Origin of the sequence: Fibrella aestuarina BUZ 2 (assembly GCF_000331105.1) — a bacterium.
In the GTDB taxonomy this organism is placed as follows: domain Bacteria; phylum Bacteroidota; class Bacteroidia; order Cytophagales; family Spirosomataceae; genus Fibrella; species Fibrella aestuarina.
Map to the genome: position 1 here is coordinate 2065052 of NC_020054.1, position 23195 is coordinate 2088246.

Below are 23195 nucleotides of genomic sequence, written 5' to 3' on the forward strand. Positions count from 1 at the left end.
AAGATGGTTATAAGGCTTTCCAGGTGAGGATCCACCCGGTCTTTAGTTGAGTCAGGTCGGGTAGTTTAATACCCATGCGGCCGGTAGAGGCGTCCACGGCGATGAGCGGGAGGCTCAAGGTTTCGTGTCGGCTGTTGGTATAAATTTTATCGGCTCGGAAATACACTTTGTTCGTTTTGGGGTCGATGTCCTCCACGACTGCGTACAGCCGATCCCCTTCCGATACCGTCACGTCATCGACCAGGCCGGTACGGGTCAGGTTAAAAACCCACACGCTGCCGCGCTCCAGAGGGCCGCCTTCCAGCAATCGTGCCTTGATGCCGCCCCGGAACACATCGGCCGCGTTGGGGAGCGGTAGGTCTTCGGGGCGCTGATCGCCCGCCGATAGGCCCTGTCCCAGGGCGGGTAGGGGTAACGGCGACGAAACAGCTTCGCGCTCCAGATTGACCATCACTTTCTCGTCGAACAACACCTCGTCGGCCTGACTCCCGCTCTCATCCATTACGGGCTTGTTAAGGCTAGCCAGCATGGGTTCGGGGATGAGTTCGCGGTAGTCGACCGGGTGCGTAAATAACTCCTTGAACGCCAGAATCCGGTACAGGTACTTGCCCGTTTCGGCGTTGAGGCGCAGGTAATAGTAGTTGCGTTTCTGCTGCCGCCGGATGTTGCTCAGCAGGTTACCGATGCCGTTGTTGTAGGCTGCTGCGGCCAGCGTCCACGATCCCAACCGGTTGTACAGAAACCGCAGATACCGACAGGCAGCATCCGTCGACCGCATCAGGTTGAGGCGTTCGTCATGGTCACGAGTCACCGTCAGACCCAGTTCACGGGCCGTATCGGGCATGAGTTGCCAATAACCGGCTGCTCCTTTGACCGAGATTGCCGTGCCTACCAGCGCACTCTCGACCAGCGGCAGGTATTTGAAGTCGGCGGGGATGTCGTACCGGGCCAGCACGGGCTCGATAAGCGGGAAGAAGGCCGCCGCGCGTTGACGGAGGCGCATCATTGACCGGGCCTGCACGGCGTTGCGCGATAAGGCCGAGATCAGCCGACGGGCAACGGCTTCTTCGTGCAGGGGCACCGCCTCACCGCAGAAATAAACCGGCGGGAAGGGGTTGTCCAGTAAAGGGGTAAAACCAATCGAACAGGAGGCTGTGTAACAGTTACGATTAGCGTCGGGAGCAGTACTGATTCCGGTGGGGTTTGCTAGACCTGCCACCGAGTCGGCCAGCCATATAATCAGGGCGAGACCGCTACATGCCAACAGCTTCATTCGTTACGGTATGGAGTAAACGGCCTGTATTCCGCTACTCCTTTTCTGACGGTAAATCACGGGGTACGTCACTCAACAATTCACTTATGAGTGTAACCTGTTTACAGCCAGATGTATGCCAACATGAAAGAAGATAGCTATTTTCATGTTTATTTTTTGCCAGCCATCAGACCGGCTACCGCTCGCTACTGTGCTTCTTCCAGCGGCGTGAAGTCTTTGAACGTCCGCTTGATGGCTTTGTCGGTGGCTTCTTTTTTGTTCTGCCAGTTGGCATCGAGTTCCAGTGCCACCAGCCCGCTGAGGTTCATCGAATTGCGGAAATCGTCGAGCTTTTTGATGAAATCACCCGTACGACGAGTCGATTTGAGGGCAAACTCCCGAGCAAAAACATCGCCTTTGTTCTGCAATTCGGTTTTCTTACCCAATACGTAATTATACCGATCCAAGAGGTCTTTCATCGATTTGCCGATCACTTCCGTGGCTTCCAACGTACCCATCGTCAACACGGCTGTACCCCCAATGGCCGAAATAAGCCGCTGATTGCCAGGGTCTTTAATGGTTGGCGAAATGCCGGTTACCGCCCCCAGCGAGGCGTTGGCCATCGAGCGGTTGCGCTTGCCACCTTTTGCCCGCTTGTAGTCGCGTTTCAGTTCGCCCTCTTTTTCGTCGAGTTGCTCGACCAGGTTCCAGGCCTGTACCAGCACTTGCCGGTAGAGCGCATACGTGTAGCGGTCTTTGGCTTCTTCGTTGACGGTATTGCTGACCGTAATGTGAATGGTCTGCTCGTCGCGGTTCTGGGCTTTGTCGAGCACGAAAAAAGTCAGGTCGACGCGCACCGTATCGTAGGGGTCGCGGACAAAATCGTAGCCCGGCGTCCAGATAAACTCGTACTGGTTGTTGGTGTTCTTGACCAGCGCGGCTTTGGTAATGGCCTGATTGGTGCTCAGAAAATCGAACGTGCTGATGTCGTCGTCGCCGTTGGGGTCGGAGAGGTAGAACTTCAGGTTGATGGCGGCATTTTCCCGAATCCGGTACTGCGTGTCTTTCGGCACAATCGAGATAACCGGCGGCAGGTCCATCTGGGTCACGTCGATCTTGAGCCGGCCTTTGGTGCGCGCCTTGGTGGGTTGGTCTTCCACCCAGAACTCCACGTACAGTGGTTTGCCCCGCAGGGTGTTAAACTGGTTGCGTGAGAGTGTCCAGGTGAGTTCGCCCTGCGCCGTCAGCTTGCTCCCCTCGGGCATCTGATCGGGAATGGGAATAAACACGATGGGGTCGCCATCGGCATCGTATACCTGCTTGGCGTCAAATTTATAGACGTTCTGGGTCTGAAACCGCACGTAGAACGTGGGCAGGTCTTCAACCACCGGCGGGCGGTTTACGTGCTGCACCTTAAATTCGATCAGTTGCGTCGCCGATTCACCACGGCGGTTACGTACCTGGAAAATGACCGGGATAACCCGTACGGTTTTGATTCGGTCGGCCAGGTCGTAGGAAGGTGTCCAGCTAAAATGCCCGAGCGAATCGAAACTCATTCCCTCAACAATACCCTGCTCAATACTGAACGTGGCTGAATCGGCGGGAGGGCAGTTGGATTTGAGATCGAAACGGAGCGTTTGCCCCTCCGCTATATTTTGCCAGTCGGTCTGTTGTGGGAAGAGGAGTTGAATGGTTTTAGAGTCCTGCGCCCAGCATGCCGGGCCGACAAACCACCCCAACAGCAGGAACGCCAGTACACGAAAGTTCGTCATGCGCGGTGTCTTGCTCAATTTCTGTAGAAACGCAAAACTAAGGGGAAGATTACAAGGGATGGTGCCAAATGCTATTTTTTCGAGTAAAATGCCCTCTTAAAAAGGCAATCGTTGTATTTTTTGAATACCAAATAGTTTTTATTAACGCAGAAACGCCCGGCTACATCCATCGTAACCGGGCGTTTGCCTCTTTCAGTACAATACTCATCAACCGCCTCATCGACGGCACAGATCCGCTTATAGCTGCTTGTTCAGATTGCTGTTGCGGCGGCTGTAGAGGAAGTAAACGATGATACCCAGCGCGCCCCAAACCACAAACGTCACCTTGGTGTCGAAGCGGAGGTTATACATCAGGTACAGGTTGGCCAGAATGCCCAGAGTGGCCACAACCGGCAGCGCCGGGGTGCGGTACGGGCGCTCGAGGTTCGGTTCCCGAACGCGCAGAATCCAGACGGCGGCGCAGATCATGGCAAACGCCAGCAACGTACCTGAGCTACACAGTTCCGATACCTTGTCGATGGGTGTCAGGGCCGCCACAATCGACACGATACCACCTACCAGAATGGTGCTTTTCCAGGGGGTGCGGAACGTGGGGTGAATGTCGCGGAAGAATTTCGGCAGCAGCCCGTCTTTGGCCATGCCCAGGAAGATCCGGGTTTGGCCCAGCATCATCACCAGCATCACCGACGTGAGCCCGCCAATAGCGGCGATGGTGATCAGGTACACGGCCCAGGTCAGCCCCACGTCGGAGAAGGCCTGCGCGACCGGCGCTTTCATGTCGAGTTGGTCGTACTTGACCATGCCCGTCAGCACGAGCGACACCAGGATGTAAAGGATCGTACAAATAACGAGTGAGGCAATGATGGCAAACGGAACGTCTTTCTTGGGGTTGATGGCTTCACCAGCCTGCGTCGACACGGCGTCGAAGCCAATGTAGGCGAAGAACACGATCCCGGCAGCCGTTACGATCCCGTCGAAACCGTAGTGGGTCTGCCCCGATTCATCAACGACCGGATTCGGAATAAACGGTGTCCAGTTGGCGACGTCGACGTAGAAGGCCCCGGCGATAATCACGAAAATAACCGTGGCTACTTTCACGATCACGATGATGTTGTTGGTGCTGGCGGCTTCTTTGATGCCTTTCACCAGAATATAGGTAACCAGCCATACGATCAGCAGGGCGGGTAGGTTAAGCGCAAACGAAAAGTCGGGTACGGCCTGCCCGGCAGCGCGAAGGGCGGCGGCTTTCTCCTGAGCGGTTACGGGGTCATTCATCAACCACAGGGGCGGGTCGATATGAAACAGGTGGAGCAGCTTCTCAAAATACCCCGACCAGCTTACGGCTACGGTGGTGGCACCCATCATGTATTCGAGGATGAGGTTCCAGCCAATGAACCAGGCAAAGATTTCGCCCACGGTGCCATACGAGTAGGCGTAGGCAGAGCCTTCAACGGGCAGGATCGACGCAAATTCGGCGTAGCAGAGAGCGGCAAACGTACAGGCGACCCCCGCCATAATGAAGGCGACGGCCAGGGCAGGGCCAGCCCAATCGTGCGCGGCAATCCCCGTCAATACGAAGATCCCCCCGCCGATAACGGCTCCGATACCCAGTGAGGTCAGCCCCCAGCGGGTCAGCACCCGTTTGAGCTCGCTCTTCTGTACGTCGGCTTCATACGCAGCCAGCGGCTTCCTACGCCAAACGCTGGTGGTGTCCACTGATTGTTTCATTTTTGTTTCCATGCAGGAAATATAGTTTGGTGATTTGGGTTTTCAATAAAATCAAAGAGTGAAAGAGCGAATGAGTGAAAGAGCGATAAAAGTGCCGTTCAGAGAACGTACCTGGCCCTGATTGCACGCGTTCGCGCTTTCACTCATTCGCTCTTTCACTCTTTGTTACTTCTGGCTTGGCTTAATTGGCAGGGGCGCTTTCGGCTTTTTCTCCTTGCCACCCGGCGTCTGCTGGAATTCGTCGGGCGTTTCTACCGTGTCGGGGAAATCGGTCGGAATCGCGCTGTAACCGGTTTTGGGAGCCGTAGGCTTGTTGTCTTCGTTGAGGTTGCTGCGGTTCAGGGCGTCAACTACGATCGGCGTAGCGACGAACAGCGACGAATACGTACCTACGATAACCCCGATCAGCATGGCGAACGAGAAGCCCCGGATGGTGGCCCCCCCGAAGATGAACAGCACAATCAGCACGAGCATCGTCGACAGACCCGTTACGGCCGTACGGCTCAGCGTGCTGTTCAGCGCGTTGTTGATGATGCTGGCGATGCTTTCATTCTTACCCCGGTTTTCGCTCAGGTACTCACGGACCCGGTCGAAGACCACTACGGTGTCGTTCATCGAGTAACCCATGATCGTCAGCAGGGCACCCACAAACGCCTGATCAATGTCGAGCGAGAACGGTAGCCAGCCGTTGAAGACCGAGAAGATAGCCAGGATGATGAGCACGTCGTGGAACAGAGCCACCACGGCACCGTAGCCGAAGGCCAGTTTCTTAAACCGGATCAGGATGTAGCCAAACACGACCGCGACCGCCAGCAGAATCGACCACATGGCCGAATAAATCAGGTCGTTGGCGATCGTTGGCCCTACTTTCTGCGAGCTTTCGATGGTGCCTTTGTTACCCTGAATTGAGGCGAGCCCTTTCTGAACGGCGGCAGCTACCTGCTTGTCGGCGTCGGGAGCATTGTTCTCAATCTGGTAGCTCGTGGTCATTTTTACCTGATCCGAGCCAATGCCTGACCCACCGTAGGTTTTCACTTCCGGCTCATCGCCACCCAGCGCGGGGGCCACGGCAGCACGGACCTCATCGGTCGTGACGGCCTTTTCAAACTTGACCACATACGAGCGGCCGCCTTTGAAATCGACACCCAGCCCGAAGCCTTTCCACAGTACCGACACGATACCGATGGCGATAATCGTCGACGAGATGATGTAGTAGGTACGGCGGCCCGATACGAAGTCGAAGTTCGAATCTTTGAACAGGTTTTTCGCCCACGACGATGCGAAGGTCAGCGTGTTACCGCGGCCCACGTACCATTCCACCATCAGGCGGGTGATGAGCAGCGCAGCAAACAGCGACGTGGCAATACCGATGATCAGCGTTACGGCAAAGCCTTTAATCAGACCCGTACCGAAAATCAGCAGGATAAAGCCCGTCAGCAGGGTCGTTACGTTTGAGTCGATGATCGACGACAAGGCGTTTCGGAAGCCATCCGATACGGCCTGCCGCAGCGTTTTGCCCAACTCCATCTCTTCTTTGATCCGTTCGTAGATCAAGACGTTGGCGTCTACGGCCATACCGATCGTCAGCACGATACCGGCAATACCGGGCATTGTCAGCACCGTACCGGGTACGGCGGCCATCACGCCCAGCAGGAAAAACAGGTTGACGAACAGCGTTACGTCGGCGAACAGACCGGCGCGGCCATAATAGAGGGCCACGAAGATCAGGACGATCAGCAGACCCACCAGCGACGAGATGATACCCGCCGAAATAGCCTGCGAACCCAGCGTAGCACCCACGATGCTTTCTTCCACGATCACGGCGGGGGCGTCTAGCTTACCAGCTTTCAGCACGTTGGCCATGTCTTTGGTTTCGTCGACGGTGAAGTTACCCGTAATGCTTGAGCTACCGTTCGGAATTTCGTTCTGTACGTTAGGCGCCGTATACACCAGCCCGTCGAGCAGGATAGCCACGGGACGGTTTACGTTAGCGGCGGTGAGGGCCCGCCATTTTTTGGCACCCTCGGCGTTCATGCGCATCGTTACTTCCGGCCGGCCCCGCTCATCGTAGTCGTTGCCTGCGTCGGTGATCACGTTACCTTCGATGGGCGCTTTGCCCCCTTCTTTCTTCACGAAATAAAGCGGCAGCAACTCGCGCTTGGGTTTGCCACCCTGCGCGTCGATGGCCATCGCTTTGCGGTCCCAGGCAAACACCACGTCATTGGGGAACAGGCTACGTACCTCCGGATCGGCGAAGATGGCGTTGGCCCGAGCTGTGTCTTTCAGATCAACGGCCAGTTGGTCCTGTGAAATCGGCACAAACAGGTTCGTCAGGGCAGCCTGCGCCTGCGCGGTGTCGCCCTTCGCTGCCGTACCTGATGACGCCTGCGCCGTGGCCGTGTTGGCCGCCGCGCCACCCAACTGAGCAGCCAGGTCGCCCGAGGTCGCCGTGCCCGATACCGTCGTGGTGGGTTTCGCCGAAGCCGCCGCTGCTTTGCGGGCTACTTCTGCTTTGGCCAGGTAGGCACCCAGCCCATCGATGGCGGGCGCAATTTCGTTAAGGCGATACACCTCCGTGAATTCCAGCTTGGCGGCACCCGTCAGCAGTTTCCGCACGCGGTCGGGGTTGTCGGCACCGGGCAACTCAATTAGGATGCGGTTTGAACCGGGCAAACGCTGTACGTTCGGGTTGGTCACGCCGAATTTGTCGATACGCGCCTGAATCACGCGGAAAGAGCGGTCGATGGCGCCGTTCACTTCGTCGTTCAGGAAGCGCTTCACTTCCGTATCCGACGACTGGTAGTTGATGCGCGACCGGTTGGCGCTCGTGGCAAACACCGTAGCCAATTTGGCACCCGGCACCACGTCTTTGTAGTTCTTCACGAACAGGTCGACATAGCTGCTCTGGCTGCTCTGCTGATCGCGGCTGGCGCGCTTCAGCGCCTCGTTGAACTGCGGATCGCGGGTGTTACCGGCGAGGCTGCGCAGCACTTCAGCGGGCGATACCTCAAGCACCACGTGCATACCGCCCTGCAAATCGAGACCCAGACCCAACTCGCGCTCGGTCACCTCCTGAAGCGTGTTGCCCAGGTAAACGGGCTGCTTCCAGAGCGAATCGAGGTATTGTTGTTTCCGTTTGATGTCTACCTGCCCCTGGGCGTTGGTAGCAAAGCGCTCCGCGTCTTTTTTGATATTACGCGAAACGAAGGTAAATGACAGGTAATAGAGGCAAAGCACCGCTATAATCCCCGTCAGAACCACTACGACGGTTCTGTTTTGCATTGTATGGAGAAATTGGAAATTGGAGGAAAAAGAAAAAAAGGGGTTCAATGTCCAAGGTTCCAAGTCCAATGTGGTTCTGCACGCCCATTCAGGCGTAGAGAAACGTTGGACTTGGAACCTTGGACATTGAACCCCTTTTAAGGCGCATTCGGGGCGATAGCGTGCCCGAAGACGTGTCGTAAGTACGAGAAATAGAAGTACGGGACGTCGTGAATCCGGCGGAGCAGCGGCGGATTGAGCGCCAGAAACCGGAAACAGGGGAGAGGCAGCAGGTACGTTACCTGCGAGAAATCGAACGACAGCGCCGAGGCCACCACGGCTTCGTCGGTCGCGGCTTTAACCACGGCCTCGTGGCTATCCGTTTTCTGAGCTTTCTTGGCCGTTTGCGTGGCCGTCTGCATCGGCGCACCACCCCGCACCAACTGACCACCACTGCCGTGCAACAGCAACAGCAGTCCCGCGAGAGCGAGGGTCAGAAAGCGATGAAAAGCGTGCGTCGGCTTCATGTACAGAAAACAGGATGACAAATTTCGCACCAAATTAGACCAATAGCAAGATGAAGTAGGCGTAAACCGGCTTATTTGCCAATGATTCACCCACCACATCATGATCACCATCTGCCTCGACGAGCGTGACCCAGCCCTACTTACCATTTCTTTTTCCCAAGACCCCGTCGGCAACGACCTCATCCGCAACGTACCTGGCCGCCGCTGGAGCTATTCTCGACGCTGCTGGACCGTACCCAACACCCGCGCTAGTGTCGTGAAAGTGGGCCAATTATTTGGCAAAGATTACTGTCGATTCGACGAAGCCATAGTGAGACTCTACAAACTCGCTGCAACGACTGCCGAGGTCGAACAGGCAACCAATCCGCCCTGGCCCGGACGCGGGACCGCGCCACTGCACGTTCGCTCTCTGCACAAGCCATTTCGCTATGCGCCACTTGCCAACGAGTTCGATACCCACCCGGTCATCGTGGCCGTGACCCAGGCGTTGTGCGTTCAGCACTATAGCCGGAAAACATACAAAAACTATAAACAGGCGCTAGTATCGCTCATACGTTACGCCCAACCTAAAGACATTGCAGACTTTGAGAAAGTGGATTACCAAAAATATCTGCTGTTTTTACGTGATAGGAAACGGTTGGGAGCGGCTACTATCAACGTCCACATTAACCGCAGCGGCGGACCGGCTGGAAGTTCTACCAGGAGAAGGTTTTAGGCCGCGATAAGACCTATTACGACGTAGCCTTTGCCCGGCTTCCCCACAAGCTCCCGACCGTCTACAGCATCGAGGAAGTAAGGGCCATTTTCGCCGCTACAACCAGTCGGAAGTACCGAACGCTATTCAAACTAGTGTATTCGACGGGGTTGCGCCTAAGCGAGGTGGCTCATCTGCGCTTAACTGACCTCGACCGGATTCGGCGACTCATCATGGTGCGGGGTGGTAAAGGCAAAAAGGACCGCGTGGTGATGTTAACAGAAAAACTAGAGACCGTTTTGGACGAGTATTTAGCCGCCTATACCCCGCAAACGTACCTGCTTGAAAACTTCGAGAACGGCGAACCCCTCGCCACGCGTACAATTCAGCTCGTATACAGCGACGTAACCCGGTATGCACAGATCACCAAACGGGGCGGCATTCATTCGTTACGGCATAGCTTCGCGACGCATCTATTGGAAGCGGGCACCGACATACGTTACATTCAGCAACTGCTGGGGCATGAAAGCATCCTGACCACTATGCGGTACACCCACGTCACGGCTGATAAGATCAGTAAAATCAGCAGTCCGTTAGACAACATATAGGGGATTGGTGGGAACGTACCGCCGCAGCATCCGCCGCAATTGAGATAAACTGTAAAAGCGGCTCTTGAGCACATACCCAACCGTGTATCGTTTTACGGTTCGTTTAAGGGCGACTACCTCACCGCGAGCGTTGAACCGATACAAGCGACCTTTCGTATCGAAGAAGTAACTGGGGTACCCGTCTATATCCCAGGCTCGGTCAGCCACAGCTAGTATTTGCTTCTTTTTCAAGATTTTTCAAGTAAAGGTTGGAAGTAAAAATAGCGATTCCGATCCTTGTAAACGATGTCAACTAGTTATTGACGCTAGAAACAAATTGCGGAATTATAAATAGTTGATTATCAACATAAACTAGTTCCGCAACTTTGCGTCCAATACTATGTTGGGTGACTAGGCCATTCGTTCATGGCGTGGGCGGGTTGCGGTTGACAGGATAATGCGCTAGTATTGATAGATATTTGCATGTATGCAACTTACCTAAAGACATTTTAATATCGACTTGGCAGAACTTACTTGGCGAAAACTCACATCCACGCCCGACATTTATACAGGAAACTGAATGTAATTGCGACGAGTTTTACCTCTGTCTGACATGTCAACTTCAATTATCAACTTGGACTAAAGTGGTATATTAAACTGTCTAAAACAAGAGCGTATAATAGTTAATTTTATATGTCATTTGTTTGATAATTATATATATTTCTGAGCACACTCTTGTAAGTGTCTGTACACGTAAAACTCTTCAAAAATCCCACCAAAGCAATGTCTCCACAACAGATAGATTCCGTTCTAGAGTTATGTAATCAAGCAAAAGCACTGAGTGTTGCTGATATATTGATCACACATGAAGTTGAGAGTATTGGAGATTATACTAGCAGCGAGTTTATAAATTTATACAACAGAGTTGTCAAACAACTGAAAAACGAATTAGAAAGTGAAAATGGAAAATATTTACCAAATAATTATAACTATAACAATGAATTTGGAAGTGGTTATTTAGAGAGTGATTTACAAAATCTAATTTCTAATATACAGGGTTCGAATAGTATATACAATACGAGCACATATCTAGGCAAGCTTATTTACTACCAGATTATAAATGGTTTCTGGGATAGAAGTAGTAAAAAAATTCATTCTACAGATGAAATTAAAATAAAGGATATGTATACCAAAATAGATTTATCTAAAGTAATAATAGAAAAAGAAGTTGAATCAATTAAAAAGGCTAAGTATGAATTGTCTTCATTTGTTGATCAAAAGAAGTCGGAACTCGACCAAATTGAGAGGAATCGTAATTTAGCGACAAATAACACTCAAGAAATAGCCGCTTTATTAAATCAAAGCATTGCAAATAATGAAAAGATTTTGAGTTTATTTACTCAACAACAACAAAAAAACGATGAAATCAAACAAATTATAGATGAAAAAAAGTTGGATTTAAATCAAACAGTTAAAGATTTTGATGCGCAAAAAAGTCAAAATGATAATTATATATCTGAGTTGTCTAAAATGAGCGATCAGTTTTCTGCAATGCTAGGTATAGTAGAAGGGAAAACGAAATATTTTGAAGAAAGAAATGTTTACTTAGATAACTTGATCGGTAGAGAAGTTGGAGCATCTCTATTTGAAACGTTTAAACAAAGAAAAAATGAATTAAAGCAGCCATTGAATTTCTGGAAATGGGCAGTGCCTGCGACGTCAATCTTTACTATTATATGGATTTTTGCACTTTTTTATCATTTCAACGAATACACCGATCTAAACCAAAGATGGCAACTCTTTGCATTGAATACGCTTAAAACGATTCCGGCTATAGTTTTAACATTTTTTGCTGTCAATCAGTATAGGAAGGAACGAAATTTTCAAGAAGAATATGCCTTTAAATCAGCCGTTGCTTTGACTATTTCAGAATATGCAAATAAATTGACAATAGTGGAGAATAAAGATAAGTTGATCATGGAAGCGGTTACTGGTATCTTTAGTTCACCAATCGAGAGACGCCAAAAGCATGATGACCAAAAAAGCGATTCAGTATTTGAAACAGTTAAAACCTTGAAAGAAGGCATTAGTGAGATGATAGACAAAGTGAAAAAGTAAATTTCATTTCTGATGGTTGGGTTGAACAGGAATAATCTTCGGCCATTGTCATCCTGTGCCAACCAAGGCTGTGGTTGAAAAGATTTTAACCACCATACTTCGTCTGCCTACAGTACACTTATAAGCACTCAGGAGGGGATTTAATCATATAAGTGAGTATTCCACGTTGAGGTCGACATGTTAACGGATTGATAATGAAAAAATTTAATATGTTTGCCACGTGCCAGCTGATAATCTGATTTCCGTTTGACAGCGCGTTTTTTTGGACATTTCTCGTCTAGTTGGACAGGTCAATCAACGGTCGACAGAACGCTAATAACGCATTTATGTACCCTTTGTTATATTACATTTTGCCCTTCAATGTTTCTAAGAACTCTTTTTTCAGCCTTTTTGGTCAGTTTACCACTTTGTGGTTTTACTCAATCTCCTAATCTTCAAAAGGAAGTTGCCAAAGCGGTGCACGGAGTAACTGTTAACATTTCCGGCTGGAGTTTTGGCAATAACAAAATTACCAAGGATGAGCTGGGCGGGGAAGGTAAAATTGTCTATCAGTTGCGTGTAGACAACGGTAATATTGTCTCGGCTCGGCCTCTGCAACAAACCGTTAGTCCTTCGGTTGAAAGTTTTTACCGACAACAGATACTACGACTCAAACTAAGCCCCAAAGGTTCTATCGCACCCTCAGATTTGACAACAGGAACGCTAACGGTTAACATTTCCGACAGTCAATCATTACAAGTTACTGGCGACAACCCGAACGTTATTCAAAGTAGCTTGAATCAGGACACTACAGGCAAAAGCTCGTCAGCCATATACTTATCAGTACTACGGTATCGGGGTAAGGTAATCGATATAAGTCCTATAGGTAGAGACTACTCGGGGGAGGAAGATTACAGCCGAACAGTGCATAAATCATCCAGATCGTCTCTTGATCCTAGCGATGCTTTGGAAATGGTATCGAACTATGGTTGGCAAGTAACTGGGAGCAAGTTGTATAAATCATATTCATCTTACAATCAAAAAGATCCGTCGTTCATTTCCAGAACAATTGAATTGATAAGACTAAAATGATTTAAAGCTCTGTGGGGTGCACTTACCTCCCTGCTGACAGGATAAGTGATTAGTAGTGAGCGTTCTTTGCAGGCGTTTCGCGCTTTGTTCGACAGGTCAAAGTCCGGCTGGACAGAAAGCTTTGGTTGGTTTGCCACGTACTTGTTGACAGATCAATCTTTTCCAGATAGAAAGGCCTAAATAAGTTTGGCTAGTTTCGGTTGACAAGCCAACCGCTTTGAGGTGAAAACTGAATTATTTTAGGATGGAAGTTGAGTTAATTGAATGCCACGAGCATGGGAGCCTGCCAATAGCTTTCGTCTGCCAACATTTATTTCATGGTGAACTTTCTAGCTTTCATCAAGGATACGATGAAGATGATAAACCTACTTTATCTGGATGGTGTGATAAATGCGAGGAAGTGAGGGCAAAAGACCGCGAATGGAACGACGAAAACATGGCTTTTGCCGATATAAAACTGGTGTGTTCGAAATGTTTTGAAAATATCAAGGCTTCCAACTTGCTGCAATAAATAGATTGTACGTTGTTGGTCAGCTTTGCGGGGTCCACTTACCGCAGACAGGAAAGTGGCTGATCAGGCCCGTGTGGCTCCCAACACGAACAAGGGTGAAAAGGTCAGGGGCACGTTGTTTGCGGTGAGTAAAGTGGCTTCCATCAGCCCTTGTGGCCGTTGGGTGGCCCGTCCAAGTAGGTGGGTATTTTGCGTGTCCTGCGGCAGGATAACTATTTGATAGTGAGCGTTCTTTTAAGGGTGTCTTGCGTCTCGGTCGACAGGTAAATCACCTTTCCACAAAACTTATCATTATTAAATTAGAAGTGGATTGTGTGTTATTTTACCAGATAATTATTTTTTCAGCGTCCCAAACTTTTCTAAAAAATGAGTAAGCAGAGATTCTATATTCCAACACGAGGTAATGATGACGAGGCTTACAAGGAAGCACTGAAATTCGCTTGCGAATTAGCTAACTCTGACTCAGAACTTACTAAAGTTATATTGCTGATTCCTAGTAAAGGAAACACAGGATGGTTTGATAGATTATTTGGTCCGGCTATAGTTAAAGAATTGTTTAAAGGGAAAATATTTAAAAATTGTATCCCTATTTTTAAATTCGAAACAATCAAAACTTATAAGGATAATTTTAAAGCTGGGGATATAGTAATCACTTGTGGTTTATATGAAGAAGATATTTTCAAGATAGATGACTATTACTGCGTAAAGGCGATAATAGCTATTCCTTGGTTACCAGAAAAGGTTCAAAAGTGGATTCAAACGTGGAATCCAATAGATATTAGAACCGAGACGTCCACGCTAGATCAGGTTCAAGAACCTTCATGCATTGTTAAAAAAGCCTTGGAAGAACTCACTGATTATGTAAATATGGGTACTGGCATCGTTCATCCAGACGACAATGAACGTGCTAAAACAATCATAATGGCATTACATAAGTATGAACCTGCTTTAGATTCTAATCTTGTTGGTGCATACCTGGTTAGAGAACTAAATTGGGATAATAGACATGCGCAAGACGTTGAAAAGTTGATAATTACCCTCAACAACGGAAAGCATTTCAAGGGCGGGCAAAGAACGGGTTTGCAGAACTACTATAAAGACTGGAAGAATCAGTGTAACCAATAATTTAGCTTTATTCCGTCTGGCAATCAACACATGCGGAGATAAAGATTCGGACTATCAGAAATTGAACGAATGACTTTAATTTCCAGATTCGGCCTCTCTCGGCTTAATCGGATTTGTGCGTTGTTAGTTAGCTCTGCGGGGTCCACTTACCTCGGACAGGAAATTGCCCGGCTAGCCTGACCGGCACCCAACGAAGGCGAAGTTGAAAAGGTGGCAACGTACCTGAGTTTGCTCTATCTTGCTTCATCCATCAGCCTTCGCGGGCGTTGGATGAACCGTCTATGCAAGTAGGTATGTCACGTCTCGTGCGACAGGATAACGAGTTGATAGTGAGTGTTTTTTGTAAATTTGCCACGTTCCTAGCGACAAAGCAAAGTCTGGTGTTTAGAACGAGTATAAGCGTTTATTTGGATTAACCAAGGCCTGCGGTCACCAAAATCACATTCACGCTATTAAAGAAAACTTAATGAGATTCGCTTACCTTCTATTGCTTGTTTGCGGTACGTCATATTCAGTCTTGAGCCAGAATATGACTATCAGGTATGGTAAAAAGCATATTCTACCTATTGATGAAAATGGGCATGCTATTTATCAAGTTGTCGAACAAGTACCTGGTGCCTCAGCTGCCCAATTATACCAACGTTCTAGAAAATGGTTTGCCAATGGGTATGATTGGGATGGTAAGTTGCAACTGTCGGGTATTGACTCACTTACGGGCGAGTTAACTAGTAAAGGATGGTTTAAATTTGGGTCTACCATTTATATATTCCCAGTTAGCGTCACCGTTAGTCATTGTATGTCAGTAAAGGTCAAGGAGGACCAGTATCAAGTAGAAATAACAAATCTTTCTCTAAAAACACCTTTCTACAAAGGCCCTATTGAGTCAGTACATGGCCCTAGCGGCTTTGTTCACGATACATTTATCCAAACTGATACCATTGTACAAGTGATCCTTCTTGAGTCTTTCAGGAAAGCAATGAAAATAGATAATTAGACTTTGACAGCGCGTTTTTGTTGGTGTGCAACGTACCTGACGACAAGTCAACCCACCGGAGACAGAATCATTGCTCGACTCATCTTATGGCATCTTATTCCCATCTTCCATACCTTATCAGGAGTCTTTTAGTCCTCTGTTTGATGACAGCCTGCCATCAAACGGCTAAGAGTCAACAGGCCGATAAGGGCTTTGCGGATGCTGTTTTCATCTACAAAGGATACGCTTTGGGAGGATCAACAGCCAGCCTAAAGCATCATAGTAAAGCAGTCGATACTATAAGGCATGTCAGTAAAATTCAATTAGACAGGCAGGATGTTGATACGTTGAAATTTTTAATTGGACAGGTCAAATCAAAAAGACACTTTCAACAAAAAATAGGACCTAGTTACTATGCAAGGATAATCAAAAACGGGCAAGAACGTCGAATTGCCCTTGTACCTGGCTGGGCTGTCATTGATTTACAAAACATGAGGCAGTACGTTTTTAGAGATACGCCTTACGGGGAACTTTACAACCGCTTCATAGAGAAGAACTACCGCTAATTTGCTTCCATGCGTTTTTGGTTAGCGTTGCCGGGGCCACTCACGGGCGACAGGAGACTGTCCGGCTAGCCCGAGCGGCACCCAACGTGGGCAAAGGTGTAAAGGTGGCAAAGTACCTGATTTTAGCCTATCTTGCTTCATCCATCAGCCTTTGCGGTCGTTGGGTGATTCAGTCCTTTAAGTGGGCGTTTCACGTTCCGGTCGACAGGATAGCCAATTGGTAATGAGTGCTTCTTGCTGGTTTGCCACGTGCCTACCGACAGGTCAATGTCCGGTTGACAGAACGCGAAAATGGCGTTTCGGCCGACAAGGGAAACACTATAGACATTAACTTTTCTGTACAAGATTATGCCATACAAGTTTAAAAAAGGAGGCATCTTGACCGAAACAGGAGCAAAAGAGATTCTGCTTCAGCATACGAAAGAAAATCTCAAAAAACTTCTGACTGAAATTGTTAATCAAACACTATCATACTCTCATCAGGACTTCACTAATTGGTGCAGTAAATTCTACTTTGATGTTCATATTAGTGATAAGGACATTGAAGAATTAAATATTGATCAAGCGACAATCAACGTACTTGGTGATATCGATGCCCAATGGGATCTGTACCTTATCGGCACTTTTCCCTACGATGAATTGCAATCGTTAGACCTTTCAACTGTAAAATTGCCGAGCGGTTGGTTTGTTAATTGGTTGAACCAACTTTGAAATCGGTACTGTGCGTTGTTGGTTAGCTCTGCGGGGGCCTCTTACCTGGGACATGAATCACGCGATTAGGCACATGCGGCAGCCCAACTGGCAAAGGGTGAAAAGGTCAAGGCAACGTACCTGCGTTTGGCCTATCTTTCGGCCATCAGCCCTTTGGGGTGTTGGGTGCTCGCATAAGCCGTTATCGCCTGCCTCGTTTCGTGCGACAAAGTAACATACCTGTGACAAAGTGCTTTTTTGTGGGCGTTCTGCGTCTCGTCCGACAGGTTAAATCCCGTGCGACAGAACGTTTTTTACTGGTTTGCCACGTACCTGCTGACACAGACTAAACACTCCGATTGGTGAGTTTTGAGCTTAGTGCTTGATGAAAAAAGAAATACAACACAATGGAACAAATCTCGATTGGTAGCGTAGTTAAACTTAAATCAGGCAGTCCTAACATGACAGTCACAGGCTACGGGAAAAAATACGGAGCCGGTAAAATACTGATTAATCTCGAGGAGGATAGAGAGCAAGTTAAATGCCAATGGTTTGATGCAACAGGAACTTTGCAGCAAGAGACATTTCCCGTTACTTCCTTGCAGTTAGCTTGATCGGTTGTGTTTGCTTGGCGTGGGCGGATCTCCGTCGACAGGCAGCAGACTGCGAGGTCATGTGGCAACCCAACAAAAAAAGGTGTAAAGGACAGAGAAACGTACCTGGTAGTGATTAGCGTTGCGGCCATCAGCCCTTGTGGGCGTTGTCCGAGATGCCCCTTACTTTTGCCGTGCATTTTTGGGATAGCTTTTCGGCGCGACAAGCAGGCTTAGCCGCGCCGAAAAGCTATCCCAAAAATGCACGGCCACCGCGTCAGTCTATCCCCGGTTGGGTGCAAAGCCAAGCCGATTGATCAACAAAAGGCGACGTTATTTCATATGCGGTGTGCAGGATTTCTCTGTTTTATTTTTCTGTGTGCAGGCTGCACCCTTAATCGATCGCTGGTGACGACGGGAGCGGTTGGTAATTACTGCGAACCGGCCCTGACGTACCGGTATAATGAGCGCTATCGGCCCTTGCCCGCGCTTCCCACTGATACCAGCCTGACTAATCATCTGTCGGCGCACGACCTGTTGCTGGCCAACGCGGCGGGCATCATTCCGCTGTTGCAGGCCCTGGCCCGACTGCCGCAGCGCGCCAGTCTTCAGAATCAGCTCGACCGAGTGATTATTCAACAGCAGATCCAGCAGCGGCTGTTGCAGGTATCGACGGAGATTGCCAGTCTGGCGGCCGAGCTTGATTGTGAAGGCGAACGGGCCGATCAGCTGGGTACGTTCCTGGATCAGCAAGACCAGAAACGTATCCGCAACCTGACGTTGCTGTCGGTCGTCATTGGGGCGGCGACTACGGTGGCGACGTCGCTGATTCAGGCCGATGGCGTCGACAAGACAGTGGGCATTGGTGGGGGCCTGGTCAGCGCCGGGCTGGGTGGCGCGGCGGCGTTTTCGTCGAACAAAGCGGTTCCGTTTCTGCACGAGCGCAACCTGCTGGCCGACATCTGGGCGCCGACGGACCAGTCGGCCACGTACTCGCCATTTATCTGGTACGTATTGAATGAAAAGGGCTTCAGCAACACAAAACAAACGTCCATTCGGGCCAATATCCGGCAGCGCTGGCAACGCTACGTGGTGCCGAACACTACAGCCGAGCAGCAACAGCTTTTTTTCGGAAAAGGAGGAAGGTATCAGGCCGACGACCTGCACACCCGCGCCAACATGTTGAATCAGCTACAGGCCTCGGTGCGGTCGATCAATCAGGACCTGCAAAGCCTGCTGAACTACGTCGCCCACTAAATCCGTAACGTCCGATGGCTCACCCGAAGGCCCGGTTCAGAGCGTTCCATTGAGCTCGTACACCTGCCCTGCGGTGGTCTGAAACGCCTGCACGTAGCCGCCGGGTAGTGGCGTAATCGGGCGCTTTGCTGCGTTGGAAACGAGGGGTTTGCCGGGGTCGATAAATGAGAACAACGGATTTGGATTGCGGCCCGTCGCTGGCACGGCACTGACCCCCACCACCGTTGCTTTTTGGCTGGTTCGTACCCGGCATACGCCACCTAGTTCTGACCGAATGGTGGCTTTTCTTAAACGGCTATTCGCCCATTCGATGTCGACGACAAAGCCACCTCGGGCTCTGAGGCCGGTAATTTTGCCGTTGGGCCAAGCTTTCGGCAGGGCAGGAAGTAATTGAATGTCACCGGCATGACTTTGAACGAGCATCTCGGCAATGCCGGCGGTGGCTCCGAAATTACCGTCGATCTGGAAAGGTGGGTGCGCATCAAACAGATTGGGGTACAGGCCCCCGCCCACCATCTTCGTGCCGTCTTCCTGCACCAGATGCACCAGATTCGTCAGCAGCTTGTGGGCCTTGTCGCCGTCTTGCAGGCGGGCATAAACGTTTATCTTCCAGCCCATCGACCAGCCCGTAGCCTTATCGCCCCGGCGTTCCATGGAGGTGGCAACCGCAGCCGTCAGCTCCGGGGTCGTGTACGGATTGATCTGATTCGACGGGTGAAAGCCATACAGATGGGAGATGTGCCGGTGCTCTTTTTCGCCATCCTCAAAATCGAATTGCCACTCCTGAAGTTGACCATATTTACCGATCTGGTAGGGCAGCAGTTTGGCCAGCTTGGCCTTTATCTCGTCATAAAGCGGCTGCTCCGACGTACCCAGTTTATCCGACGCTTCGATAAAACGGGTAAACGACTCGCGGATGATGGCCATATCCATGGTCGGGCCCGGACTCAGCGTCGATGTTTGCCCGTTGCCATACACGAAGGCATGCTCCGGCGAGTGGCCAATCGGCGTTACCAGATAGCCATCCTTGTTGGGAATCAGCCAGTCTTTATAAAACAGAACGACGCCTTTCAGAAGTGGATAGACGTCCGTTCTCAGGAAGGTTGTATCGCCCCGAAACAGGTAGCGTTCCCAGAAATGGCTTGTCAGCCAGCCCCCGGCCATCGGCCAGAAGGCACAGTTACAGTAATCGACCGGCTCGGTATGCCGCCAGATGTCGGTGTTATGATGCACGACCCAACCGTTGTTGCCGTACATGGCTCTGGCCGTTACGGCCCCGTTTATGGCCAGTTCGCGCACGGCTGTCAAAAACGGTTCGTGGCACTCCGACAGATTGGTGAGTTCGGCGGGCCAGTAGTTCATCTGGGCGTTTATGTTGACGGTATAGGCGCCGTTCCAGGGCGGAATAACCTTATCGTTCCAGATACCCTGCAGGTTCAGGGGCTGGCCACCGGGGCGGGAGCCCGCGATCATGAGGTACCGGCCAAACTGGTAGAGCAAGCCAACCAGCGATTGGTCTTTGCCGTTGGCAAACAGCGCAATGCGCTGATCCGTCGTCCGGGCCGACTGGTCGCTCACCGTCCCGATCTGTAGCTGTGAGCGGCTGAACAGGTGTTGGTAATCGGAGAGATGGGTTTTGGCCAAATCGTCGTACGACCGACCAGCTACCGAGGCGAGGTATTTTTGCGTGGAAGCTGCCGGGTTGAGCCCCTGCGTGACCGGGCTCTTATCAAAACCGTTGAAGCTGGTTGCGCATGTCAGGACAAGCAGCACCTCACGGGCTCCGCTGATTTTGATGGTCTGGTCGGTAGCCTGAAGGGTGCCACCTTGCTGCGTAGCCCGTAGGCGGGCTTCAAACCCCATGCCCCAGCCAGTTGCATCAGCGCCATACAGCACGTCCGAGGCGTTGGGTAAGACCGACCCGTCTTTGGCAAACACCTCAGGGTATTTGTGCTGATCGCCTAACTTCTGCACCAGTTTTACGGTGCGCCGCAGCACAAATCCCGGTGCTTTGCCGGCCATGATCAGTTGATCGGCTGACGCTGAATAGCGGGCCAGGGGCTTGTGAGGCGTTGAAAAACGGATCTCACCGTTTATTGTTTCTTTCCCCTCGGCCAGTAGCCTGATCACAATGACCCGGTCGGGGTAACTGGCAAAAATTTCCCGCCTGTAGGTGGTATTGGCTACCGTGTACTGAATCTGCGAAATCCCGGTTGACAGGTCGAGCGAACGCCGATACTTCGTAACCGGGCCAGTATGGGTAAACGCCATCCATAAATCGCCGAGGGGCTGGTAGTCCTGGTGATTTCGGCCCAGCCAGTCGGCCGCCACGAGGTTCTGCGCTTCCTTGTAGTTGCCCTGCTTGACCAGCGAGTCAACAGCCTTGAATTTTTTCCGCACATCGATCGCTGTGAACGTACCTGACGGATCGCCCGAATACAACGTGCCTTCGTTCAGTTGCAGATGCTCCTGTTCGACACCGCCGAAAAGCATGGCTCCCATGTAGCCATTGCCAATCGGCAGGGCTTCGGTCCAGGCGGCGGCGGGTTTGTCGTACCATAACGTTAGGTCCTGCCGGTTGGCGCCGGTACGTCTGCCCTGCGCGAGCGCTGCGTTCGTCCAGAGTAAGGCCAGGCTAACAAGAAATGCGTTCATCAGCATAAAGAAGAATAAAGAAAGTGAAGCCCGCCCAACACGAGGGTCCGACGGGCTATCGTCACGGTGGGAGGTAAGACGTTAATTGTAGCCGGGGTTTTGTTCCAGAACCGCGTTGACGTTCCGGTTGATTTCGCTGAACGGAATCGGCCACAGGTTGTGATAGGGTTCGATGCTCAAGCCCGCTTTTTCGTTGTATTTCTTGTTCCGGTCATACAACTTGCCCATGCGGGTGAGCGTCACCATCCGGAACTCTTCCGAATACAGCTCGCGCATCCGCTCATCGAGCAGGAAGTCGATCGATACGTCGGCGGCAGTAATAGGAGGGGCTTTGGCCCGCGCCCGAACCACGTTCAGGTCGGTAGCAGCACTGGCGTTGTCGCCCTTCCTGATGTACGCTTCGGCGCGCAGGAAGTAGGTTTCGGGGAGCCGCACCAGGTAATTGTCGCGGAACAGATCACTGCCGTTGATCAGCAACCGGCCACCCAACGGCGACGTAAGTACGTTGCCCGCCGCATCTTTCTGGAAATACGCATCGGGGAAGTCGCCGGCCGAAATCGTATTCTTCTTCAGAATAGGAAACCAGTAGCGAATGGTGTCGATAAAGCCGGTGGCTTTTGCCTTGTAGCCGTCTTTCACGTACCATTTGCCGTAATCAGGCGAGGTGGTGGGTACGCCATCGATCTGAAAATCCCGAATGATGTTATACTCCGAATTGCGGATATCGTCGCGGCCACTGCTCGCCCACATGCCATACAGCACAAAAGAAGTGGGCCGCATCCAGCCGATCCCGCGCCCGCTCCATTTTTCGTTCGGTCCCTTCACGGCGCTGACGCTCTTACCATCCACCGACGAGCGGATCGTTACGTTCTGTATCCCCGACATAACGGCCCACTGCTGGGCATCGCGCTGGGCAGAGGCCGGGTTGAGGTAGTCGGATTGAATGATGTACAGCCCTTCCCGGTTGCCACTGGTCCGGTTCTGGTTGCCCAGTTCGAACAGATCGCGGTAGACGTCCCCCGGCTTATCCTTACGCGTGCCGAAGCGGGCGGTCATCAGACTGACGCCGGGATAACTGATAACCTGCGTGGCGGCGGCAATAGCCTCGTCGTAGGCTTTCAGGGAAATGTTCACCTCGGCCAGTATGTGCTGGGCAATCTGTTTGTTGACGGCCCCGTCTTTCGCCACGTCGATGTTGGGCAGCGAGGCAATGGCTTCGGTCAGGTCTGCTTTGCACTGGGCATACACCTGATCGCGGGTAGCGCGCACCAGATCCCGGCGCGGTGTGGCAATTTCTTCCGTTATCAGCGGCACGCCCCCATACAGATTGGCGAGCATGTTATAGCCCCACGCCCGGAAAAACAGGCCCTGCGCTCTGAATATTTTTTTGTCCGCTTCCGACAGTTTGCCAGCCGTAGCCGAGCGGTTGATCACGACGTTGGCGTTGGCGATGATCTGATAGACATTCTGCCAGATAACCTGGGGTACGTTGTAGGTAGGGACCATCGTATTCTTGTAGTCGTTCAGCTTTACGGCGGGCTGATAATCGGTTCCGTTTACGGCGAAGTCGGTCGCGTAGCGCAACGCGAAATACGAATCGAGGTCGATACCTCCAAAGGCAATGGCGCGCAGTCGATTGTGCAGGTAGTTGATCGACAGCTGGAACTGCGCGCTGGTTTCCAGTGAGTTGTCAGGCGAGTAAAAGTCCAGTGGTTCCTCTTTGAGGAAGGTGTCTTCGTTACACGACATGACCAGGCTCATACCCACGAGCAGGGTCATGCAATAGGTGAGTAATTTTTTCATCGCAGTGAAGAG

The 23195-nt window shown here is 51.1% G+C and carries 18 protein-coding genes; 11 read left to right on the top strand and 7 right to left on the bottom strand.

Annotation, left to right across the window (positions count from 1 at the left end; translation table 11 throughout):
* Positions 1–7: 7 nt before the first annotated feature.
* The 5 genes from FAES_RS08345 to FAES_RS08365 all read right to left on the bottom strand — a co-directional run bounded on the left by FAES_RS08345 (position 8) and on the right by FAES_RS08365 (position 8540).
* Positions 8–1273, bottom strand: coding sequence for a lytic transglycosylase domain-containing protein (locus FAES_RS08345; protein ID WP_015330767.1), 1266 nt, complete (start codon positions 1271–1273; stop codon positions 8–10).
* Between the two features lie 185 nt (positions 1274–1458).
* Positions 1459–3024 (bottom strand): hypothetical protein, encoded by a 1566-nt coding sequence (locus tag FAES_RS08350; RefSeq protein ID WP_015330768.1) that lies wholly within the window; start codon positions 3022–3024, stop codon positions 1459–1461.
* A 237-nt stretch (positions 3025–3261) separates the two neighbouring features.
* Positions 3262–4764 carry an APC family permease gene (locus FAES_RS08355; RefSeq protein ID WP_015330769.1) on the bottom strand — a complete coding sequence of 501 codons (1503 nt, stop codon included), beginning with the start codon at positions 4762–4764 and terminating at the stop codon, positions 3262–3264.
* A gap of 153 nt (positions 4765–4917) precedes the next feature.
* On the bottom strand, positions 4918–8034 hold the full coding sequence (gene secDF / locus FAES_RS08360; RefSeq protein ID WP_015330770.1) for a protein translocase subunit SecDF: 3117 nt from the start codon (positions 8032–8034) through the stop codon (positions 4918–4920).
* Between the two features lie 137 nt (positions 8035–8171).
* Positions 8172–8540 (bottom strand): hypothetical protein, encoded by a 369-nt coding sequence (locus tag FAES_RS08365; protein ID WP_041257667.1) that lies wholly within the window; start codon positions 8538–8540, stop codon positions 8172–8174.
* A gap of 100 nt (positions 8541–8640) precedes the next feature.
* Here FAES_RS08365 and FAES_RS29525 point away from each other — a divergent pair, with 100 nt between their 5' ends.
* The 11 genes from FAES_RS29525 (at position 8641) to FAES_RS08415 (ending at position 18725) form a co-directional block, all read left to right on the top strand.
* A complete protein-coding gene (locus FAES_RS29525) occupies positions 8641–9255 on the top strand; it encodes a phage integrase N-terminal SAM-like domain-containing protein (protein WP_015330772.1) in 615 nt (204 codons plus the stop codon).
* A gap of 134 nt (positions 9256–9389) precedes the next feature.
* On the top strand, positions 9390–9842 hold the full coding sequence (locus FAES_RS29530) for a tyrosine-type recombinase/integrase (protein WP_374755352.1): 453 nt from the start codon (positions 9390–9392) through the stop codon (positions 9840–9842).
* A gap of 762 nt (positions 9843–10604) precedes the next feature.
* Positions 10605–11939, top strand: a complete 1335-nt coding sequence (locus FAES_RS08380; RefSeq protein ID WP_051054046.1) for a hypothetical protein — start codon at positions 10605–10607, stop codon at positions 11937–11939.
* Between the two features lie 360 nt (positions 11940–12299).
* Positions 12300–13010: a hypothetical protein gene (locus FAES_RS29995; RefSeq protein ID WP_148289315.1), complete on the top strand. Its 711-nt coding sequence runs from the start codon at positions 12300–12302 to the stop codon at positions 13008–13010.
* A 244-nt stretch (positions 13011–13254) separates the two neighbouring features.
* Positions 13255–13521, top strand: coding sequence for a hypothetical protein (locus FAES_RS30000; RefSeq protein ID WP_148289316.1), 267 nt, complete (start codon positions 13255–13257; stop codon positions 13519–13521).
* A 366-nt stretch (positions 13522–13887) separates the two neighbouring features.
* Positions 13888–14646: a DUF1889 family protein gene (locus FAES_RS08390; RefSeq protein WP_041257669.1), complete on the top strand. Its 759-nt coding sequence runs from the start codon at positions 13888–13890 to the stop codon at positions 14644–14646.
* Between the two features lie 529 nt (positions 14647–15175).
* Entirely contained in the window at positions 15176–15640 is a 465-nt protein-coding gene (locus tag FAES_RS08395; RefSeq protein WP_229364448.1) for a DUF4468 domain-containing protein, read from the top strand.
* Between the two features lie 86 nt (positions 15641–15726).
* Positions 15727–16185, top strand: coding sequence for a hypothetical protein (locus tag FAES_RS08400; protein ID WP_041257671.1), 459 nt, complete (start codon positions 15727–15729; stop codon positions 16183–16185).
* Between the two features lie 348 nt (positions 16186–16533).
* Positions 16534–16896: a hypothetical protein gene (locus tag FAES_RS08405; RefSeq protein WP_041257672.1), complete on the top strand. Its 363-nt coding sequence runs from the start codon at positions 16534–16536 to the stop codon at positions 16894–16896.
* Positions 16897–17282: 386 nt separating this feature from the next.
* Positions 17283–17489: a YodC family protein gene (locus FAES_RS08410; protein ID WP_041257673.1), complete on the top strand. Its 207-nt coding sequence runs from the start codon at positions 17283–17285 to the stop codon at positions 17487–17489.
* A gap of 387 nt (positions 17490–17876) precedes the next feature.
* Positions 17877–18725: a hypothetical protein gene (locus FAES_RS08415; RefSeq protein WP_229364449.1), complete on the top strand. Its 849-nt coding sequence runs from the start codon at positions 17877–17879 to the stop codon at positions 18723–18725.
* A gap of 36 nt (positions 18726–18761) precedes the next feature.
* Here the strand turns inward: FAES_RS08415 and FAES_RS08420 are convergent, their stop codons facing one another.
* Together FAES_RS08420 and FAES_RS08425 are read right to left on the bottom strand one after the other, a co-directional pair.
* The gene (locus FAES_RS08420) at positions 18762–21380 is read right to left on the bottom strand and encodes a glycoside hydrolase family 95 protein (RefSeq protein WP_148289317.1); all 2619 of its coding nucleotides are present in this window, start codon (positions 21378–21380) and stop codon (positions 18762–18764) included.
* An 81-nt stretch (positions 21381–21461) separates the two neighbouring features.
* Positions 21462–23183 carry a RagB/SusD family nutrient uptake outer membrane protein gene (locus FAES_RS08425; RefSeq protein ID WP_015330778.1) on the bottom strand — a complete coding sequence of 574 codons (1722 nt, stop codon included), beginning with the start codon at positions 23181–23183 and terminating at the stop codon, positions 21462–21464.
* Positions 23184–23195: the final 12 nt, after the last annotated feature.

Excerpts from the sequence above, each read along its gene's own strand:
- FAES_RS08345 (WP_015330767.1), bottom strand. The coding sequence starts at position 1,273 with ATGAAGCTGTTGGCATGTAGCGGTCTCGCCCTGATTATATGGCTGGCC.
- FAES_RS08350 (WP_015330768.1), bottom strand. The coding sequence starts at position 3,024 with ATGACGAACTTTCGTGTACTGGCGTTCCTGCTGTTGGGGTGGTTTGTC.
- FAES_RS08355 (WP_015330769.1), bottom strand. The coding sequence starts at position 4,764 with ATGGAAACAAAAATGAAACAATCAGTGGACACCACCAGCGTTTGGCGT.
- secDF (WP_015330770.1), bottom strand. The coding sequence starts at position 8,034 with ATGCAAAACAGAACCGTCGTAGTGGTTCTGACGGGGATTATAGCGGTG.
- FAES_RS08365 (WP_041257667.1), bottom strand. The coding sequence starts at position 8,540 with ATGAAGCCGACGCACGCTTTTCATCGCTTTCTGACCCTCGCTCTCGCG.
- FAES_RS29525 (WP_015330772.1), top strand. The coding sequence starts at position 8,641 with ATGATCACCATCTGCCTCGACGAGCGTGACCCAGCCCTACTTACCATT.
- FAES_RS08380 (WP_051054046.1), top strand. The coding sequence starts at position 10,605 with ATGTCTCCACAACAGATAGATTCCGTTCTAGAGTTATGTAATCAAGCA.
- FAES_RS29995 (WP_148289315.1), top strand. The coding sequence starts at position 12,300 with ATGTTTCTAAGAACTCTTTTTTCAGCCTTTTTGGTCAGTTTACCACTT.
- FAES_RS30000 (WP_148289316.1), top strand. The coding sequence starts at position 13,255 with ATGGAAGTTGAGTTAATTGAATGCCACGAGCATGGGAGCCTGCCAATA.
- FAES_RS08390 (WP_041257669.1), top strand. The coding sequence starts at position 13,888 with ATGAGTAAGCAGAGATTCTATATTCCAACACGAGGTAATGATGACGAG.
- FAES_RS08395 (WP_229364448.1), top strand. The coding sequence starts at position 15,176 with ATGACTATCAGGTATGGTAAAAAGCATATTCTACCTATTGATGAAAAT.
- FAES_RS08400 (WP_041257671.1), top strand. The coding sequence starts at position 15,727 with ATGGCATCTTATTCCCATCTTCCATACCTTATCAGGAGTCTTTTAGTC.
- FAES_RS08405 (WP_041257672.1), top strand. The coding sequence starts at position 16,534 with ATGCCATACAAGTTTAAAAAAGGAGGCATCTTGACCGAAACAGGAGCA.
- FAES_RS08410 (WP_041257673.1), top strand. The coding sequence starts at position 17,283 with ATGGAACAAATCTCGATTGGTAGCGTAGTTAAACTTAAATCAGGCAGT.
- FAES_RS08420 (WP_148289317.1), bottom strand. The coding sequence starts at position 21,380 with ATGAACGCATTTCTTGTTAGCCTGGCCTTACTCTGGACGAACGCAGCG.
- FAES_RS08425 (WP_015330778.1), bottom strand. The coding sequence starts at position 23,183 with ATGAAAAAATTACTCACCTATTGCATGACCCTGCTCGTGGGTATGAGC.